Origin of the sequence: Enterococcus sp. AZ140 (assembly GCF_051714405.1) — a bacterium.
In the GTDB taxonomy this organism is placed as follows: domain Bacteria; phylum Bacillota; class Bacilli; order Lactobacillales; family Enterococcaceae; genus Enterococcus_B; species Enterococcus_B pernyi.
In genome coordinates, this window is record NZ_JBIORU010000001.1 from 786139 (window position 1) to 803946 (window position 17808).

A 17808-nucleotide genomic window follows, 5' to 3' on the forward strand; every position below is an offset into this window, starting at 1 on the left:
GATGGCGATCCAAATGCGTCATCTTGAGAATAAAGAGCAACGTAGACGCGAATTGGAACTGAAAGTCAAAGAAATCGAAACATTGAATCAACTAAATAAAAAAATCAATGAGATTCTCCAAAAGCGTGCGAGCTTATTGGAAGAATATGTCAGCTTTGATGCTTTTGACGATTGTTATATCACAATCGATGACTTTGCGTATTTGCAATCATTTTCTGCACAAAATAATTTTTATTTACCAAATTATATTTTAGATGAATTATTCCAAAATATCGCTCATCGTAAAGTGATTCTTTCACCGGATGAAACGATGAAGATCGGCGGCTATGCTTACAAAGGTGGGCGTGTCATTTTGGAAAATTTCACAGATAATTTGACCGCAATGATCAATGAGAAAAAATCCCAGTTGAAAAATACAACGAGACAACCAATCGGCTTTTTCTCAAAAGATGATGTGTGGAGCTAAACAAAACATATTGTTTACTCAAGGATAAGAGAAACTAAACATTTTGATAAAGTAAAAGTTTGGGCACTTACAATGAGTCCAAGCTTTTTCTTTTTTGTTCCTGTGGTAAAATAGGGATGATCGGAGTGAGGACTATGGTACAGATTTATGCACATCGAGGAAGTAAAGGAACCCATCCGGAAAATACATTGCCCGCCTTTTCTGAAGCAGTAAGAGTGGGGGCGGATGGGATCGAGCTAGATGTCCATCTTAGTAAGGACGGTCAACTGATTGTTATCCATGATGAAACCGTTGATCGAACAACAAATGGCAAAGGCCTTGTTCGAGAAAAGACTCTCGAAGAGCTGAAAAAATTGAATGCAGGCAGTTGGTTTAGTAAAGATTTCCCAGCAGCGAAAATCCCTGCGCTAAAAGAAGTACTCTCGCTACTTCTCCAAAAAAATTATCGAGGAACATTGATGATCGAAATCAAAACGGATAAGTATGAGTATGAAGGAATCGAAGCACAAGTATCTGAACTTATGACAAAAAATGAGTGGCCGTTTCGTCATGCTTATTGTAGTTTCAACCTTCGTTCATTAGAACGTTTATCCGTCATCGAACCAGACGCACAACTGGATCTTTTAATGAGTGATTCAATGAAAAAATTAGATCTAGCTAAGACCTTACCTTTTATTGAAGGTCTTCACCCTAAAGCAACTTGGGCATTTGCGCATCCTCAGGAAATACAGGAGTTTCCAAAGCGTATTCGTCTTTGGACAGTCAATACGACAGAAGAGCTTGAAAGAGGATTAAAGGAACCTGTGGATGCACTCATCACAGACTTTCCTGAACGTGCTTGGTATGTTAAACAATTAATGAAAAAGTAGGAGCCATATGGAAAAAGTATTAGTGATCGTAGGACCCACAGCAGTTGGTAAAACAGCGTTAAGTGTGACACTTGCCCAAAAATTCAACGGCGAGATCATCAGTGGAGATTCCTTACAAATTTATAAACATCTGGATATCGGTACGGCAAAAATCAAGCCAACTGAAATGATGGGGATTCCTCATCATTTGATTGATGTGATCGAGCCAGACCAGCAGTATTCGGCAGCGGATTTTCAACAGGCAGGTCGCAAATTGATCAAGGAAATCACCGAAAGAGGACATTTGCCGATCATCGTTGGTGGCACCGGTTTATATATTCAATCGTTATTGTACGATTTTCAATTAGGAGCAAATGAAGAAACGGATGCTACTGTTCGAGAGAAATATGAAAAAATGGCTGAAGAACTAGGAAAAGAAAAACTTTGGGCTTATTTGAATGAACGCGATCCGCTTGCAGCGGGGAAAATCCATTGGAATAATCAGCGAAAAGTGATTCGCGCATTAGAAGTATTTGAGACAACAGGCTATAGTATCATGGCACCGAAAGATAGACCTGAGTGCTTGTATGATTATTATATGATCGGTCTGGATACGGAGCGTGAGTTCCTTTATAGTAGAATCAACCAACGAGTGGATCAAATGCTCACAGAGGGATTGATTGCAGAAGCAAGAAAGGTCTATGAATTAGGGGCGGTTCAAGCCAGTCAAGGGATCGGCTATAAAGAATTCTTTCCTTATTTTGAAGAAAACATCACTCTAGATGAGGCAGTCGAACAAATCAAATTGAACTCTCGGCGCTATGCCAAACGACAACTGACTTGGTTTCGTAATCGTTTGACGGCGCATTGGTTCGATCTCTTGAAAAAACCGACAGATCTAGCAGAGATCGAAAATGCCATCGAAGGTTGGCTGAAAGAGGTGAGCGCGTGAAAGAAGCAAAAGAAAAAGTGATCATCGTTGGTGTAGAAACAGAAGAAAATCAACGGTATTTTGCTGAATCAATGAAAGAATTAGCACAATTGACAGATACGGCGGCGGGTGAGGTCGTTTATACCCTTACGCAAAAGCGCCCTCAAGTAGATCGGCAAACGCTGATCGGTAAAGGAAAACTCCAAGAATTGACACAATTAGCGGATGCTTATGAAGCAGAGCTAGTCATTTTCAATCATGAACTGACTCCGCGTCAAAGCCAACTGATCACAGATGCGGTAGGCGCCCCAGTGATTGATCGAGTCCAATTGATTTTAGACATCTTTGCCATGCGTGCGCGTTCGAAAGAAGGGAAGCTTCAAGTCGAGTTGGCACAATTGGAATACTTATTACCTCGTTTAGCTGGGCAAGGAAAGTCGCTTTCTCGTCTTGGTGGAGGAATCGGTACAAGAGGCCCAGGGGAAACAAAATTGGAAACAGATCGTCGCCATATCCGCAACAAGATCTTAGGCGTAAAAAGAGAATTAAAAACAGTAGAAGCGCATCGAGAACGCAACCGCCAAAAAAGACAAAGCAGTGATGTGTTTCAAATTGGGTTGATTGGTTATACGAATGCCGGTAAATCGACGATCCTCAATTTATTGACGCAAGCAGAATCATATGCAAAGGACCAATTGTTTGCCACACTAGATCCACTCACTAAAAAATGGCGTTTTGCGGAAGGGCTTGAGCTGACTGTGACGGATACAGTTGGATTTATCCAAGATTTGCCCACACAGTTGATCGATGCGTTCCATTCGACCCTTGAAGAAAGTCAAGGCATGGATCTGTTATTACATGTCGTTGACGTGAGTTCTTCTGATCGGATCTTGCAAGAACAGACGGTTTTAAAATTAATGGATGAGCTAGAGATGAAAGAAATGCCTGTTTTGACGGTCTATAATAAATCTGATTTGATCGATCCAGCTACCTTCACGCCAACGCTATTCCCGAATGTCTTGGTTTCGACTCAAACACAAGAAGGGAAAGAACGCTTGATTGAAGCAATCAAACGGCAATTGATGGAGCTGATGGTCCCATATACAAAACTGGTACCGAGTGATCAAGGACAAACATTAAGTGAGTTGAGACGGCAGACACTTGTATTAGATGAACACTTCATTGAAGAACAAAATAGCTATGAAGTACGTGGGTTTGCGAATAAAAATTCAAAATGGCTAAAAAAAGATGAGTTATTTTAAAAATGAAATAATAAGAAAAAACGAGCTTGATCGACTTCATATAGAAGTGGATCAAGTTTTTTTATAAAAAAAACTGCTCCCTATGTAAGAAAACCTAACATGAGAGGTTGACAGTCTTTTTTGTGATTGGTATACTTTAGTCAATTGATAGGACGAAAGGAGACGTCAGATGGGAGAAAAGGAATTACGTCGTTCAATGTCAGTATTTCCAATTGGTACAGTTATGAAACTAACAGACTTGACTGCTCGACAAATCAGGTATTATGAAGAACAGGAATTTGTTCATCCCGAGCGAAGTGAAGGAAATCGACGCATGTATTCATTGAATGATATCGATATTCTATTAGAAATCAAGGATTATCTTTCAGAAGGATTGAATATGGCTGGAATCAAACGGGTCTATGAAATGGCACAGGCGAAAAAACAAGAAGAAAAAAGTAAAAAACCGCTGACCGATCACGACGTTCGTCAAATTTTCCGTGATGAGATCTTAGCTCAAGGCGGGTTAGCCAAAACAGGACATTATCAGTCACAAGGCTTGCAACAACGTCAATACTTTGACTGAATGAAATAAAAAAAAGAAAGAGGGATACCATGGTAAAGAAACAAATCACAGGCGAAGAAATTAAACGAATCATTGAGGATGAGAACGTACGCTTTTTACGTTTGATGTTTACAGATATATTAGGAACAATCAAAAATGTTGAAGTTCCAGTGAGTCAAATCGACAAAGTACTTGAGAATAAAATGATGTTTGATGGTTCTTCGATTGAAGGATTTGTCAGAATCGAAGAGAGTGATATGTACTTGTATCCTGATCTTTCTACTTGGATGATTTTCCCATGGGAAAGCGACCACGGCAAAGTGGCGCGCCTGATTTGTGACATTTATAATCCAGATGGTACTCCATTTGCTGGTGACCCTCGTGGCAATCTGAAACGTTCGTTAAATGATATGAAAAAACTTGGCTTTACCTCATTCAATTTAGGGCCTGAACCAGAATTCTTCTTGTTCAAATTAGATGAAGATGGTGGCATCACTACGACGTTGAATGACAAAGGTGGTTACTTCGATTTTGCACCAACGGATCTAGGTGAAAATTGCCGTCGAGATATCGTATTGGAATTAGAAAGCTTAGGCTTTGAAGTGGAGGCTTCTCACCATGAAGTGGCTCCTGGGCAACACGAGATCGACTTCAAATATGCGGATGTCGTTGATGCTTGTGACAATATCCAAACGTTTAAATTAGTCGTGAAAACCATCGCTCGTAAACATGGCTTGCATGCGACTTTCATGCCAAAACCATTATTCGGGATTAACGGTTCTGGAATGCACTGCAATATGTCTTTATTCAATGAAGATGGAAATGCCTTTTACGATAAAGACGGAGATCTAGAATTAAGTCAAACTGCGTATCATTTCTTAGGTGGCTTATTGAAACATGCGCGCGCGTATACAGCGGTCTGCAATCCAACGGTCAACTCTTATAAACGTTTAGTTCCTGGCTACGAAGCCCCTGTTTATGTGGCATGGAGTGGACGTAATCGTTCGCCATTGGTACGTGTACCGGAATCTCGTGGTTTATCCACTCGTTTAGAATTACGTTCTGTCGATCCAGCAGCGAACCCATACCTAGCAATGGCTGTTTTACTACAAGCAGGTTTAGATGGTATCCGTAATGAATTGACACCACCACCGGCTGTTGATCGTAACATCTACGTGATGAACGAAGAAGAACGTGAAGAAGCGCAAATCCAAGATCTTCCATCAACGATCCACAATGCCATCAAAGAATTGCGCAAAGACAAAGTGATGATCGATGCGTTAGGCAATCATATCTTTGCAAACTTTGTGGAGGCCAAACGTCTGGAATGGGCAGCCTTTAGACAAACCGTTTCTGAATGGGAAAGAGAACAATATTTAGAGCTTTACTAATAAAATCCCGTTAAATCAAAGAAAAGTATAGAAGAGGTCGTGACAGAAGTGTTCAGCCTCGAGAAATAAGGCGCCATCCACGAAAATTGTTCTTCAAATTTTTGTGGATGGCGCCTTATTTCCAAAGAGGTTACTTCTGTTTCTGCCGTTTATTCGGTTTTAGGTGGTACAAGAGGATTAATGTCTCAGACGCTTTTTTTCTTCATCACTGGAGTGTGAATTTTTTTGGTCTTGTGGCTCGTTTGCAGTGGATCCTGAGAAAACTTTCCCATTACCTGCTTTGATAGAGTATGGAAAGGAGTAAAAAAGGTGACATCCAAATAAAATTTTCCTATAAAGCGATTATTTGATCGTTTATGAGATTTTTTGTTCCAACTATTTCGATATATATAGTAATATTTTTTTCACTATTTTTATTCTGTTTCATAGGACTTAATGTATTGACGTCAGTGAAAGTGCTTTTATCCATCAAGTAGGTATAAACGTAATTGAATACTTGACTTTCGTTTAGATAGCTTGTAATATACACCTTGGGCACCCTTTTAGAGGGTCAGAAGTTTACAGAAATCAACGCTCCCTATTCTTTAGAAGGATAGGGAGCCTTATTTATTTTCTTAGACTTTTCCTGCAGATAAAACAAGAAGGAGTTTTTGAACATATGACAAAATACATTTTTGTGACAGGCGGCGTGGTTTCATCGATTGGTAAAGGGATCGTAGCAGCATCTTTAGGCCGTTTGTTGAAAAATCGTGGATTGAAAGTAACGATCCAAAAATTTGATCCATACATCAACGTGGACCCAGGAACAATGAGTCCATACCAACACGGAGAAGTTTTCGTTACAGATGATGGAGCAGAAACGGATTTGGACCTAGGCCACTACGAACGTTTTATTGACATCAACTTGAACAAATACTCCAATGTGACGACAGGAAAAATTTATTCAGAAGTCTTGCGTAAAGAACGTAAAGGGGAGTACTTAGGCGCAACTGTCCAAGTGATTCCGCATATTACGAATGAAATCAAAGAAAAAATCATGCGTGCAGCTAAAATGACTGACTCAGATATCATTATTACAGAGGTCGGCGGCACAGTTGGGGATATTGAATCACTGCCATTCTTAGAAGCATTGCGTCAAATGAAAGCTGATGTTGGCTCTGATAACGTGATGTATATCCATACAACGTTGATTCCTTATTTAAAAGCGGCTGGTGAAATGAAAACTAAACCAACACAACATAGCGTGAAAGAGTTACGTGGATTAGGTATCCAACCAAACATCTTAGTCGTGCGCACAGAGCAACCAGTATCTCAAGATGTCAAAAATAAATTGGCACAATTTTGTGACGTTGAACCAGAAGCAGTAATCGAATCACCAGACGTAGATACACTATATTCAATCCCGTTATTATTGCAATCACAAGGAATGGATCGGATCGTTTGTGATCATTTGAAGCTTTCAACACCAGAAGCAGATATGACCGAATGGAAAGCATTAGAAAATCGTGTCTTGAACTTGAAGAAAAAAGTTCGCATTGCTTTAGTAGGGAAATATGTTGAATTACCTGATGCGTATATCTCAGTTGTTGAAGCATTGAAACACTCAGGTTTTGCGTTTGATGCGGATATCGAATTGGATTGGGTAAAAGCCCATGAGTTAACGAGTGAAAATGTGGATGAACGATTGAAAGAGGCCGATGGGATCTTAGTACCAGGTGGTTTTGGTGATCGAGGAATCGAAGGGAAAATCGAAGCCATTCGTTATGCGCGTGAAAATGATGTCCCATTCTTAGGGATTTGTTTAGGGATGCAAATGGCTTGTGTTGAATTTGCACGTAACGTTGTAGGTCTAGAAGACGCTGCTTCAGCAGAAACGATTCCAGAAACTGCAAACAACATCATCGACTTGATGGCAGATCAAGAAAACATTGAAAATCTTGGTGGAACATTACGTTTAGGGCTTTACCCATGTAAAGTCAAAAAAGGCACGACGACTGCTACAGCTTATGATGGGGCAGAAGTGGTTCAAGAACGTCATCGTCATCGCTATGAATTCAACAATAAATACCGTCAACAATTTGAAGAACATGGCTTAGTCTTCTCAGGTGTCTCTCCAGACAATCGTTTAGTTGAGATCGTTGAGATCACAGATAAGAAATTCTTTGTTGGTTGTCAATTCCATCCAGAATTGATTTCACGTCCGAACCGTCCGCAAAAATTGATCAAAGCATTTGTTGGTGCTTCGTTAACGGAACGCGAATCAAAATAAAAAATACTAGGAATTGATCCGTCAAAATCAGCAAGTGTCAAATTATTAGAATTGTTATTAATAAATATTTTAAATGTTTATAGAGAACCTTTTACCTACGATATTTCGGTGGATTTTATTTATTTAATGAAAAAAGCGTCTTGAAAATTTTCATTTTTATTGATTTTAGTAGAAAACTAGTGAAATGTTTGGTAAAATAGGTTCGTTGGTTAAGGATCATCTTAACAAATTTAGTTTTCACAAAATTTAGGAGGAATTTATTATGCCAGTAGTATCAGGAGCTGAATTTTTACAAGCTGCTCGTAAAGGCGGTTATGCTGTCGGCGGGTTCAACACAAACAACTTAGAATGGACTCAAGCGATCTTAGAAGCAGCTGAAGCTAAAAAAGCACCAGTACTTATCCAAACTTCAATGGGTGCAGCTAAATACATGGGTGGTTACAAAGTATGTAAAGACATGATCACTAATTTAGTTGAATCAATGAACATCACTGTTCCAGTGGCAATCCATTTAGACCACGGTGACTACGATGCTGCATTAGAATGTATCGAAGTTGGCTATACTTCAGTTATGTTCGATGGTTCTCATTTACCATTCGAAGAAAACTTGAAATTAGCTAGAGACGTTGTTGAAAAAGCTCACGCTAAAGGAATCTCAGTTGAGTGTGAAGTTGGTTCAATCGGTGGAGAAGAAGATGGAATCATCGGAACAGGCGAATTAGCAGACATCGAAGAATGTAAACAAATGGTAGCAACAGGTATTGACTACTTAGCATGTGGTATTGGTAACATCCACGGTCAATATCCAGAAAACTGGAGCGGATTAGCATTTGATCACTTACAAGCAATTGCTGATGCTGTAGGTTCAGATGTACCTTTAGTATTACACGGCGGATCTGGTATTCCTCAAGATCAAATCGAAAAAGCTATCTCAATGGGTATTTCTAAAGTAAATGTGAACACTGAATTCCAATTATCATTTGCTGCAGCAACTCGTGAATATATCGAAGCTGGTAAAGACCGCGAAGGTAAAGGATTTGACCCTCGTAAATTATTAGCACCAGGTAAAGCAGCAATCGTTAAAGATGCTGAATCTCATATCGACTGGTTCGGTTCTGCTAACAAAGCATAATCGATAAAAGTTAGATCGAACGAGATAACTGATAGAAGAGAACAATGTGCCGATCCGGCGATTGTTCTCTTTTTTTATTTAAATAAAAGGAACGATACTCGTTTCTTCGTTTCATCTATGATAAAATACAAGCATATGTATAAAATTTGAGGAATAAACAAGGTGGGGAACAAATGAAAAAAATAATCATCGAAGGAAATCGTCCATTGACTGGTGAAGTAACGATCAGTGGTGCTAAAAATAGTGCAGTTGCCTTGATACCAGCAGCGATTTTAGCAGATTCTCCTGTGATCTTGGAAGGTGTACCTGACATTCAAGATGTTCATTCATTGATAGAAATTTTAGAAATCATGGGCGCAACTGTCCGTTTTGAAAACAATGTATTAGAAATCGATCCACGTGGTGTCGTTTCAGTACCGATGCCAAGTGGGAAGATCAATAGCTTGCGTGCTTCTTACTATTTTATGGGCACCTTATTAGCTAAATTTGGCGAAGCAGTTGTTGGTCTACCAGGCGGCTGTTATCTTGGTCCGCGTCCAATCGACCTTCATATCAAAGGATTTGAAGCGTTAGGAGCAAAGGTAACCAATGAACATGGTGCGATGTACCTACGAACAGAAAACAAAACGCTTCATGGAAATCGTGTGTTTATGGATGTGATTTCTGTTGGTGCAACGATCAATATCATGTTAGCAGCAGTGAAAGCAAAAGGACAGACGACGATTGAAAATGCGGCGCGTGAACCTGAAATCATTGATGTTGCGACATTATTGAACAATATGGGTGCCAAGATCCGTGGAGCAGGTACTGATGTTATCCGTATTGAAGGAGTAGAAGAACTGCATGGCTGCCGTCATTTCATGATTCCTGACCGTATCGAAGCAGGGACTTATTTGGCTGTAGCTGCTGCCGCAGGGAATGGCGTGAAAATCAAGAATGTGATCTATGAGCATCTTGAAAGTTTTATTGCTAAACTTCAAGAAATCGGTGTGAGCATGAAAATCAGTGAAGACGAGATCGAAGTCTATCCTTCAAAGAATTTAAAAGCCGCGAATGTGATGACTTATCCGTATCCAGGTTTTGCCACAGACTTACAACAACCGTTGACACCGTTATTATTGATGACAACTGGAACTGCTGAGATCGTGGATACGATCTATTCGAAGCGAGTGAATCATGTTCCTGAATTAGCACGAATGGGTGCTGATATCTCAGTAGAAGGTAATATGATCATCCTGAATGGGCCGAATAAACTCCATGGCGCTGAAGTTGTTGCTTCAGATCTACGCGCAGGGGCTTGTTTAGTGATTGCAGGATTGATGGCAGAAGGCACGACAACGATTTATAATGTCGAATATATTTTGCGTGGTTATGATCATATCATCGAGAAATTAACAGCAATCGGAGCAAGTATCAAAATGGTGGAGGAAGTGGAAGCCGAATGAGCGATTATTTGACAATGGCCGAACTGGAAAACAAAACACTAAAAGATGTTTACAGTTATGCAAAAGAATTCAAGATTCCTTATTACAGTAAGATGAACAAAAAGGAATTATCCCTAGCTGTTATTCGAGCTCAGGCTGAAAAACAAGGCTTTTACTATATGGAGGGGATTTTAGATATCGTTGGACAAGACGGCTATGGTTTTTTGCGTCCGATCAACTATGGTCCAAGTGTCGAAGATATTTATATCTCTGCCTCCCAAATTCGTCGCTTCAGTTTAAGAAACGGTGACAAAGTAGCTGGTAAAGCAAGACCGCCTAAAGAATCAGAACGATATTACGGATTGATGCACGTTGAAAGTGTCAATGGGAGAGATCCGGAAGATGCGAAAGAGCGCCCGCATTTCCCAGCATTGACGCCGCTTTATCCGGAGAAGCAACTTCGTTTAGAAACGACACCGCAACAAATTGCAACACGCATGATCGATATTTTCTCGCCGATTGGCTTTGGACAACGTGGGTTGATCGTTGCACCGCCGAAAGCAGGAAAAACATCTATCTTGAAAGAAATCGCTAATGGAATCACTGAAAATCATCCAGAAGTGGAATTGATCGTCCTATTGATCGACGAAAGACCTGAAGAAGTAACCGATCTTGAGCGTAGTGTCAAAGGCGATGTGGTTTCTTCCACATTTGATCTGCAACCACAAAACCACACGCGGGTTTCTGAATTGGTTTTAGAGCGTGCCATGCGTTTAGTTGAAGATAAACGGGATGTTGTCATCTTGATGGACAGTATCACTCGCTTAGCTCGTGCTTATAATCTAGTGGTACCACCAAGTGGTCGTACATTGAGCGGAGGGATCGATCCTGCGGCATTGTACAAACCGAAGAAATTCTTTGGCGCTGCCAGAAATATTGAAGAAGGCGGTAGCTTGACGATTTTGGCAACAGCATTAGTTGATACGGGTAGTCGGATGGATGATGTCATCTATGAAGAATTCAAAGGAACAGGGAACTTAGAATTACAACTATCTCGTGAATTATCAGAACGCCGTATTTTCCCTGCCATCGACATCAAAAAATCAGGTACTCGTAAAGAAGAGTTGTTGATGGATAGTGATCAGCTAGAAGAAATCTGGAAACTCCGTAAACATATGATTGGCGACTCATTAGAATATACGGAACAATTGATCCGTTTCTTGCGAAAAACTAAAAATAACCAACAATTTTTTAAAGATTTCCAAGATGTTTCTTTTGGCAAAAAAAATCCCACAAGAAATTTAAAAAGATAATTGCAAGCTTATAGGAAACATGGTAAGATGTAAATGTTGTAAATCGACAAATCAACTCTGGTTCAGCAAATGAAGCAGGGCAAAGGAGCGAATAGCATGAAAGAAAATATCCATCCAGATTACCATCCAGTCGTATTTTTGGATTCTACAACTGGTTTCAAATTCTTGTCAGGTTCAACAAAAACTTCACAAGAAACAGTTGAATGGGAAGACGGTAATACATACCCAGTCATCCGTGTCGAAGTAACTTCTGACTCACATCCATTCTACACTGGACGTCAAAAATTCACACAAGCAGACGGACGTGTGGACCGTTTCAACAAAAAATACGGTCTCAAAGACGAAAACGCTGCAGAATAATCAAACCATTGTTAAGTCAAGGTTTAACAGACTATCCTATCAGGATAGTCTGTTTTTTTGATCTTTTGTAATTCTTATGTAGAGCTCATAAAAACTGCAAAACGATTTGCTGTTTCTTCTGATTACTGGTTATGTGTTTACGAATAATCATAAATGTTAAGTTTATTCGTTTGTTATATCTAAATAATTTCTTGAGCCTTCACAAAATAATAATATGCTTCTGGACTAAACTTTTTAATCTTTCCCATTTTTTTAAAGAGTGGAACGCCAGTTAGTTCAGATAAAGGTTTAGAGGAATTGTAATGGTCAATATTAGTATGATTAGATTTTAACAGACAAGCTAAATATGCAGCTTTAGAAGCACTGACCACAGCTTCTTCTAAAATATAGTTTCTACTAATGATATGAGACTTGATTCTACGTATTCCATCTTCTAATTTTAAGAATGTTTCTTTATAGCTACTACCACGCCCTCCAATGATACATGCGGTCTTTAAGATATCGTCTAAAACATCTTCAGGATTCAAGCTACTCAATTCACGATATATAAGTTCTTGTTTAGCACATTTGTTGAATGCAGCTCTTATTTTACCTAAATCAATTGCTTGATCAAATAAACTTTCAATATCAAATAACTGCTTAATAATTTCCATTTCTTTTCCTTTATTGTAAGGAATACCAGTAGTATTTGGGGCAAATGCAGTTAACTTATCGCCTAGAATGTTTTCGATATCTGGGACGGAAACTGTTTTGTTTGGTGGTAAAGTAATAATAAAAGGACTTTTGATTGGAAGTTCTATTAAATGATTGTAGGGAGAGGGTTCAAATAAAATATCAAGTAACACATAGGATTCTGTACCATCTAATGGCGATGGATAGAAAAACTTGAAATGGGCCTTTGGAATCTCTGTTTGATAACGTGATTGTTCTTCAAATCGGGTAAAGAGAGAACAGGCAATAATTGAAATTTCTGATTTGTTTTAACAAATAATTGGGTGTAAATCAAATTATTACCCTAATATTTGTTTAGTTATCCAGTTTCTAATTTAATAATTTGAACTTATGATAAAATATTCAGTAATAGAATTAACGAGCCTTCTCTTGAACGTAAAACAAATGTTACTAATCTAATGAAAAAGCATTAAGCTATGAGAATACTTGTTAGTTCAATGATGAAATTATTTGTTTTTTATCCGTACAACTCTATTATAGGATCGCTTTGTTTGCTATTTAATAATCAAACGTGGGAAGCTCTATTGCCGATTGCAATCGCTTCCTGTAAGATTTTATTTAAGAAAATAATCATTTGAACCGGAACATTATAAAAAAAAGCGGGAAAAACCATGATAAAAAATGAACTATTGCAGACTCAAAAAGAATCACTCCACGAGATACTAAAACAAGATACTGCTCTTTATCAAATCATCCAAACAGTCTCTAAAATGGCGATACCAGAACTATATGTGGGAGCTGGATGTATCGTGCAATCCGTTTGGAATCGGCTGTATGCTCGACCGACCGGCTACGGAATAAGCGATGTTGATATTGTTTATTTTGATGAAGAATTAAGCGAAGAAAAAGAGCTGGACACGAGTAAGAAAATCGCAGAGGCAATCGGACATTCAACCTATTCGTTGGATATCATCAACGAGGCAAGGGTCCATCTTTGGTACGAAGAAAGATTTGGCTTTCCGATCCAGGCGTATACTTCTACAGAAGCAGCCATTTCTACATGGCCAACTACAGCTACAGCAATCGCTGTTTCTCTTGATGAGAAGGGACAGTTGCAAGTGTTCTCTCCTTACGGGCTAGATGATCTATTTGAAGGGATCATCCGACCGAATAAAAAAATGATCACAGAAGAAATCTATGATCAGAAGGTGGCAAAATGGACCAAGAAATGGCCAGAACTCAAAGTCGTTCCTTGGTAGCAGCTGCTTTTTAGGAAACTATTTTGAGGAGCGGCCTAGAAGAACTGGGATATATTGAATAGTGACAGACGAATGCGGTTGATTGAATCCTCTGATTGAAGGAGAAAAAAATGAAGGATAAAAAAGCTTTTTTGTGTTTGATGTTCGGTCAAGCAGTAGCGAATATCGGTGATACGATTTATACAGTAGCAATCATCAGTGCAGTTTTTTCTTGGACAAATTCAGCATTTGCTTCAGCCGTTGTACCAGTCGTCGTAACAGGAGCAATGATGTTGGCTAGCTTTTTGACACCCTTATTATCCATGAAAATATCGCTTGATAGCATGTTGAAATGGAGTCAAATAATGAAGACCATTATTTTGACCGTTCTAGCAGTCTATCTCTCTTATTTGCCTAAACCAAGTAACCTAGGCGTGATTTATCTTTTGATAGCTTGTATTGCATTTTTAGACGGATGTGCGGAACCAGTCAGTATGGCACTTATTCCTCGATATATCAAAAAAGATCAGTTGATTCGGGCAAATAGTTTATTTAGCACGATGCTTCAAGTCGTTAATATCGGCAGTTGGGCGGTAGGTGCTTCTCTACTTATTTGGTTTTCTGTTTCTGAGTTAGTTTGGATAGATGTTGGACTATTTTTAGTTTGTTCTGTTTTATTTTTATTTCTACCTAAAGCTGTTGAAAAAGCAGCAAATCACTCAAAATGGCAAGAGTTGAAAAAAGGTTGGCAATACGTTTGGCGAGAGCCTTTGATACGGATAGTCGTGATCATGGATACAATAGAAGGAATTGCCAATACCGCATGGGCCTCTTCTATTGTGCTGGTTTTTGTATCGGTATTATTGGAACAACCAGCTAACTGGTGGGGCTATATCAATACTTCTTATTTTATTGGCGCGTTACTCGGAAGTTTGATCGTGATGAAAAGTCCGGAATTTTTTGATAAAAGTAAAGGAAAAGCAATCGTAGGAGGCTCTTTTTTGGGTGGTGTAGCAACTTTGCTAGTCGTGTTGCTCCCTTATGCGTCATTTGTTTTGCTCTGTACGTTGATGATCGGAATCTTTTTCCAGATAAAAAATATTCCGCAAGCAACGATCATTCAGCAAAAGATTTCAGAAGAAAAGTTACTTTCTGTGTATGCGATATCAGGAGTTATCCATATGGGCACTTTTTCGACTGCGATGCTAGTTATGGGGAAAATTGCTGATCTTTTTGGCGTGAAACTCGTTTATCTTTGTTCAGGATTACTTCTTATACTTGTGGCGCTCATTGGTCAATATAAGAAAAATCTATTTGCTTGAAAAGCCTAATATTGTTTCTAACACGAGATCGGGGAGTCTCATTAAATAAGGCGTCATCCACAAAAATTTGGAGAACGATTTTTGTGGATGGTGCCTTATTTTCTAAAAGGGTTACTTCTGTTCCTACCGCTTATTTGATTTCGGGTGGTGGGAGAGGACGGATAGCCCAAACACGTTTTTTTATTACTGTGAGAAAATATGACAAACGTGCTGTTGTTTATTTTTTTTACCTCATTATTTGATAAGGATAGTGATATAAACAGCAATTTATGGGCTTTTTTAGATAGATGCATAAATAAAATAAATTTTCTTCCATTTTTTTTAGATGTGAAGAAAAATTGGTAAATAACACATTATTGTGGATGTTATAGTTATTTTGTAATAAAAAAAGATTTTAGGGGAGTTATTTTAAGGATGAAGAAAAGTTTATTATTTAGCACTGCGTTACTAGGGTTCGTTATGTTTTCGAATGTAACTAACGCAGAAGAAGTTATTGAATCGGGGGACATTGAAAAAAACGCTAGTTCTGAAATTGTTCAAACCAATCAAAATGTTTCTAAGAAACTAGAAATTAAACAAAGTGATAATTTAAATGCATATAAGTCCAATATTTTAAACAATACATATGGGCCGAGTTCCAATCAATCAACTGGTATTTATAAGCGTGCAAATGATGTGATTGAGATTTACGTAGATGAAACAACAGATCAAGAAAAATTGCCAACATATTCGATTACAGGAGCATCGCTCAATGATTATATCGAAGGTTGGACAAGGGGAATCCAATTGAACCGGGGGAGAAATGTGATTTCTGGTTCACAAGTAGGGCTTATACATATCCAAAATGAACAAGATCAACTCACAAGTTCTGGAAAAATCTCAATCGAGATCAAAGGCGGTATTACAGTTCCTCGCTTTATTTTAGGAGAGACCACAAATGATGATTGGGATAAAATCGTGGCAGCTCATCCAGGTGCCCCTGGTTATGAATTAGTAGGTAACCGAGTGTTGATCACTGGGTCAAATCGCTCAATCCACTTAGTTAGAAATCCAACAAATATTGTAGAAACACAAGAAAAAGTGATACATTCTCATGACAAAATTTCTGGATTAGACAATAGTACATCCAACCATCGCCTGCCAGTTGGTTTAGTGCAACACATGCGGGAAACACATTCTTCAAGTGCATATATGTATGCTTATTTGCAACATACAGGTTACCACACAGATACCATGCACTCGTTATTAATGCCTGAACGTCAAAATCAATGGGGGATGTATCATGAGATTGGCCACACGTATCAAATGAACCGGATGAATTGGAATGGTTTAACAGAAGTCACAGTAAATATCTATTCTTTACGTGCAGAAAAAGAATTTGGGTTACGCAGTCGTCTAGAAAGCGATAATCGTTATCCAACTATTTTCAACTATTTGAATGGAACAGGACAAAAACAATTTGACAGCCAAAGTGTCTGGACAAGACTAGGAATGTTCTGGCAATTGGAATTAGCATTTGGTGAAGATTTCTATCCAAACTTACATAAAATGTATCGAAACGAACAACGATCACTGCCGACGGAACAAGACAAACGTCAGTATTTTGTTGTTGCAGCTTCAAAAATCAGTGGTCAAAACTTGCAACCTTTCTTTGAAAAATGGGGCATCCAAGTGACTGCTGAAAGTCGAATCGAAATGGAAAAGCTACCAAGCTTGACTAAAAAAATCTGGGAATACCGAGATGAGATGACAGGTGAAGTAGGGGATATCGATGGTGGTACGAACAATAATGACAAAGAAGCACCGACGATCCCGACAGGTCTTGCGGCGAATGAGGTAACAAGTCATTCTGTCAAATTAGCATGGAACTCATCTTCAGATAACACGAAAGTCAAAGGGTACAATATCTATAGGAACAACGTAAAAGTGGGAACAACGGATAAGCCAGAATATTTAGATGGAAATCTAAAGAGCAATGAAGTATATGTGTATCAGGTAAGCGCTTATGATGAAGCAGGGAACGAATCAGCAAGAACGAGTTTCTTGACTGTTGTTACAAGACAAGAAGAAAAAGATGACGAAGCACCAAGCATCCCTACAGGTTTGACACAGGGAAGTGTAACGACTAATAGCGCACAGATCCTTTGGACTGCTGCGACAGATAATTTACGTGTAGCTGGCTACAATATCTATCGTGATGGGGTGAAAATCAATTCAGTAACAGGCTTGAATTTCACTGATACAAATCTAGCAAGCAATACTAGCTATACTTATCAAGTCAGTGCTTATGATGGAGCAGGTAATGAGTCAGGAAAAAGTCAGGCAGTGACAATCAAGACCAACGAGCAAAATGTTATTCAAGATACTTGGCGCAGTGACCAAATTTACACAGCAGGAGACTTAGTGATTTATAACGGCATCCAATACCGTGCTAAATGGTGGGTCAGAGGTGAACGTCCTGATACATCTCAAGCATGGGAGAAAGTAGATAAAACACAAACACAAGATTGGGTAGCGAACAAAGCATATTCTGGTGGGGATCAAGTCGTCTACAAAGGAAAGTCTTATGAAGCAAAATGGTGGAATACTAATAGCAATCCCGAAACAAGCAGTGTCTGGGTATTGAAATAATAAGT

Annotated in this window: 15 protein-coding genes; 14 read left to right on the plus strand and 1 reads right to left on the minus strand. The window is 38.9% G+C overall.

The annotated features are described in order from the left end of the window. Window position 1: 1 nt before the first annotated feature. The 11 genes from IGJ39_RS03720 to IGJ39_RS03770 all read left to right on the plus strand — a co-directional run bounded on the left by IGJ39_RS03720 (window position 2) and on the right by IGJ39_RS03770 (window position 11940). Entirely contained in the window at window positions 2-466 is a 465-nt protein-coding gene (locus tag IGJ39_RS03720; RefSeq protein WP_371740687.1) for a hypothetical protein, read from the plus strand. A gap of 134 nt (window positions 467-600) precedes the next feature. Further along, window positions 601-1335, plus strand: coding sequence for a glycerophosphodiester phosphodiesterase (locus IGJ39_RS03725; protein WP_034689101.1), 735 nt, complete (start codon window positions 601-603; stop codon window positions 1333-1335). Window positions 1336-1342: 7 nt separating this feature from the next. Further along, complete coding sequence (gene miaA / locus IGJ39_RS03730; protein ID WP_066026522.1) at window positions 1343-2266, plus strand: tRNA (adenosine(37)-N6)-dimethylallyltransferase MiaA; 924 nt, start codon at window positions 1343-1345, stop codon at window positions 2264-2266. Next, the gene (gene hflX / locus IGJ39_RS03735) at window positions 2263-3507 is read left to right on the plus strand and encodes a GTPase HflX (RefSeq protein ID WP_066026523.1); all 1245 of its coding nucleotides are present in this window, start codon (window positions 2263-2265) and stop codon (window positions 3505-3507) included. The genes miaA and hflX overlap by 4 nt, the downstream gene beginning before the upstream one ends. A 169-nt stretch (window positions 3508-3676) precedes the next feature. Further along, complete coding sequence (locus IGJ39_RS03740; RefSeq protein WP_010736065.1) at window positions 3677-4072, plus strand: MerR family transcriptional regulator; 396 nt, start codon at window positions 3677-3679, stop codon at window positions 4070-4072. Between the two features lie 29 nt (window positions 4073-4101). Further along, window positions 4102-5442, plus strand: a complete 1341-nt coding sequence (gene glnA / locus IGJ39_RS03745; RefSeq protein ID WP_010736064.1) for a type I glutamate--ammonia ligase — start codon at window positions 4102-4104, stop codon at window positions 5440-5442. Between the two features lie 658 nt (window positions 5443-6100). Further along, a complete protein-coding gene (locus tag IGJ39_RS03750; RefSeq protein WP_010736063.1) occupies window positions 6101-7711 on the plus strand; it encodes a CTP synthase in 1611 nt (536 codons plus the stop codon). Between the two features lie 262 nt (window positions 7712-7973). Further along, window positions 7974-8843 carry a class II fructose-bisphosphate aldolase gene (locus IGJ39_RS03755; RefSeq protein ID WP_010736062.1) on the plus strand — a complete coding sequence of 290 codons (870 nt, stop codon included), beginning with the start codon at window positions 7974-7976 and terminating at the stop codon, window positions 8841-8843. Window positions 8844-9016: 173 nt separating this feature from the next. Further along, a complete protein-coding gene (locus IGJ39_RS03760; protein ID WP_019722643.1) occupies window positions 9017-10288 on the plus strand; it encodes a UDP-N-acetylglucosamine 1-carboxyvinyltransferase in 1272 nt (423 codons plus the stop codon). Next, window positions 10285-11580 (plus strand): transcription termination factor Rho, encoded by a 1296-nt coding sequence (rho, locus tag IGJ39_RS03765; protein ID WP_010736060.1) that lies wholly within the window; start codon window positions 10285-10287, stop codon window positions 11578-11580. Before IGJ39_RS03760 ends, rho begins: the two co-directional genes overlap by 4 nt. A gap of 96 nt (window positions 11581-11676) precedes the next feature. After that, window positions 11677-11940 (plus strand): type B 50S ribosomal protein L31, encoded by a 264-nt coding sequence (locus IGJ39_RS03770; protein ID WP_010736059.1) that lies wholly within the window; start codon window positions 11677-11679, stop codon window positions 11938-11940. Window positions 11941-12119: 179 nt separating this feature from the next. Here IGJ39_RS03770 and IGJ39_RS03775 read toward each other — a convergent pair whose 3' ends face one another. Beyond that, entirely contained in the window at window positions 12120-12908 is a 789-nt protein-coding gene (locus IGJ39_RS03775) for a nucleotidyl transferase AbiEii/AbiGii toxin family protein (RefSeq protein ID WP_338132695.1), read from the minus strand. Between the two features lie 375 nt (window positions 12909-13283). Here IGJ39_RS03775 and IGJ39_RS03780 point away from each other — a divergent pair, with 375 nt between their 5' ends. The 3 genes from IGJ39_RS03780 (at window position 13284) to IGJ39_RS03790 (ending at window position 17803) form a co-directional block, all read left to right on the plus strand. Next, on the plus strand, window positions 13284-13871 hold the full coding sequence (locus IGJ39_RS03780) for a nucleotidyltransferase family protein (RefSeq protein ID WP_065096093.1): 588 nt from the start codon (window positions 13284-13286) through the stop codon (window positions 13869-13871). A gap of 110 nt (window positions 13872-13981) precedes the next feature. Beyond that, entirely contained in the window at window positions 13982-15172 is a 1191-nt protein-coding gene (locus tag IGJ39_RS03785) for an MFS transporter (RefSeq protein WP_065096092.1), read from the plus strand. A gap of 414 nt (window positions 15173-15586) precedes the next feature. Then, window positions 15587-17803 carry a M60 family metallopeptidase gene (locus IGJ39_RS03790; protein ID WP_195339142.1) on the plus strand — a complete coding sequence of 739 codons (2217 nt, stop codon included), beginning with the start codon at window positions 15587-15589 and terminating at the stop codon, window positions 17801-17803. Window positions 17804-17808 lie beyond the last annotated feature (5 nt).